Annotated in this window: 1 protein-coding gene; it reads left to right on the top strand. The window is 50.7% G+C overall.

The features are described 5' to 3' along the window. Positions 1–300, top strand: a 300-nt coding sequence (locus HMPREF2955_RS08895) for an RHS repeat domain-containing protein (RefSeq protein WP_168166879.1), incomplete at both ends; no start/stop codon positions are given.

Below are 300 nucleotides of genomic sequence, written 5' to 3'. Positions count from 1 at the left end.
TCAACCGCGTTACCTACACCTATGGCAAACCGGGAGAGAAGTACAACCGTGCAGGCAGACTTGTGCTTGTAGAAGATGCTTCGGGTGGTGAAGCCTATTATTACGGCAACCAAGGCGAAGTGGTAAAAACAGTTCGTTCGGTGATGGTCAGCACTGCTGATGTGCGTACCTATGTCTATGGTGCTACCTACGACAGCTGGAACCGTGTGCGCACCATGACTTATCCCGACGGAGAGGTAGTGACCTATCATTACAATGCGGCAGGACAAATCGCGAGTGTCAAGTCCAACAAACAAGGAA

Source organism: Prevotella sp. HMSC073D09 (genome assembly GCF_001814145.1).
Taxonomy (GTDB): Bacteria; Bacteroidota; Bacteroidia; order Bacteroidales; family Bacteroidaceae; genus Prevotella; species Prevotella conceptionensis.
This window is presented reverse-complemented; position numbering and strand designations above follow the sequence as displayed.